The following is a 1,812-nucleotide window of genomic DNA, read 5'->3' on the forward strand; positions in this document are numbered from 1 at the left end:
ACCAAAAACCCCAGGCGAATATCCCTTTACCTGTGGAATGAATATGGCTAGAGGTGTCTTGGAAGTAAAAGCAGCCGGAACGGCAAATCAAGAGGAGTAAAATAATGAAAAATAAGTCAATGCTTTTGGGTTTGGTTGGTTTAGTGGCAGGAAGCGCGATCGCTACAGGCGCAGTCACTCATACGATGAAAATGAAGGATGGAACGATGCAAGCGACCTCTACAAACACTAGGAATGACTCCCATAAGGGGCATCATGCGGCTGGAGGCGACCCTCATGAGGGACATCAGATGGGGCACGGATCGAAGCACGAATCGGCGCACGAATCGATGCCTGAAACTGAGGCAGCGCAGGCGAAGCTGACGATTCAAGGAACAATTACCCCAAACAAACCCGTTTCTTTAGCGATTGATATTCAAGACAAATCCGGGAAAGCGATCGCTAAGTTTGACACTTTTCAAGAAAAACTGATGCACTTGATTGTTGTCAGTGACGATCTCCAGTATTTCAGCCATCTTCATCCCACATACAAGCAGAATGGGCGTTTTGAAGTCGAGGCAAGTTTTCCTCAACCGGGTAACTACACTCTTTTGAATGACTACAAACCAGCCGGTCAAAAGGAACAAGTCTCGGCAGTAAAAACACAGATTCCTGGTAAAATTTTATCTGCGCCAGCAATCGATCTAAATCGGTTTAAAACTTTCGGAAATACAAAAGCGAATCTTGTATTTTCTGAGTCAACCCTCAAAGCAGGTAAAGATGTTACCTTAACGTTTGATCTGCGAGACGCTTCTAACACTCAACCCGTCAAAGACTTGCAACCGTACTTAGGAGAAAAAGGTCATTTAGTCATTCTCCGACAGTCACCAAGCTTAACAGCCGCAGATTACATTCACGCCCATGCCATGAAAGATACTCCTGAAGGTCAGGTTCTTTTCCATACCAAATTTCCCGAACCAGGAAAATATAAACTCTGGGGTCAGTTTAACCGCAACGGTAAGATTGTTACCGCTGATTTCTGGGTAGAAGTTCTCTAACACAATGAATTCAACCCCTTGAGCATACCTATAGCAATCCTAATTTCACTCGCAACACCATTCTTTCTCTCTTCTTCTCTTCTCTCTGCGCCCTCTGCGTCCTCTGCGGTTCGTTAAAAACAACAAAGATAAATTTCACATTGGATTGCTATAGCCTTGCTCAACAAACTTAGACAAACTTACCTCATCGGAAATGGCTAACTTGATGTAGACGATAAACACAATTCCTAAGCTTCTTCTCCCCAAGTTTTTAGCTGAAAATACACTAACACTAGCGTTACTGCTAACAGCACAGTTGCCGCCGCTGCGGCATAACCAAAATCAAATTGGGCAAACGCTTGGTCGTAGATGTAGTAAACCAGCAAATTAGTCGAGTTTAATGGCCCACCGCCGGTAATAACGTAAACTTGCTCGAAACTCCGCAGGGTAAAAATAGCCGTCGTGACGGTGGCAAAGATGAGAGTCGGGCGCAATCCTGGCAGGGTAATGTACCAAAATTGCTGCCAGGAATTGGCACCATCTAGTTCTGCCGCTTCATAGCGACTGGAGGGAATCGCCTGCAACCCTGCCAAAAACACCACCATATTGAAACCCAATTGCTTCCAAATGCTTAACAAAATCAGCACTGGCATCGCCCAAAACGTGCTACCCAGCCAGGAAATCGGTTCAATTCCGATAGCATTTAGAAATGCGTTTACTGGCCCTTCGGTTTGAAACAACCAGCGAAACCCCAAACCAGCTGCCACAAGACTAACGATTGAGGGGATAAAATAGG

At 45.2% G+C, this 1,812-nt stretch carries 2 protein-coding genes; one reads left to right on the plus strand and one right to left on the minus strand.

The window, feature by feature from the left end; all coding sequences use genetic code 11:
* Positions 1–104 precede the first annotated feature (104 nt).
* Positions 105–1,037, plus strand: a complete 933-nt coding sequence (locus H6F50_RS07450; protein WP_190428023.1) for a hypothetical protein — start codon at positions 105–107, stop codon at positions 1,035–1,037.
* A 227-nt stretch (positions 1,038–1,264) separates the two neighbouring features.
* Here H6F50_RS07450 and H6F50_RS07455 read toward each other — a convergent pair.
* Positions 1,265–1,812, minus strand: a 548-nt coding sequence (locus tag H6F50_RS07455) for a sugar ABC transporter permease (RefSeq protein ID WP_190428024.1), incomplete at its 5' end; no start/stop codon positions are given.

Source organism: Coleofasciculus sp. FACHB-712, from assembly GCF_014695635.1.
In the GTDB taxonomy this organism is placed as follows: Bacteria; Cyanobacteriota; Cyanobacteriia; order Cyanobacteriales; family FACHB-T130; genus FACHB-T130.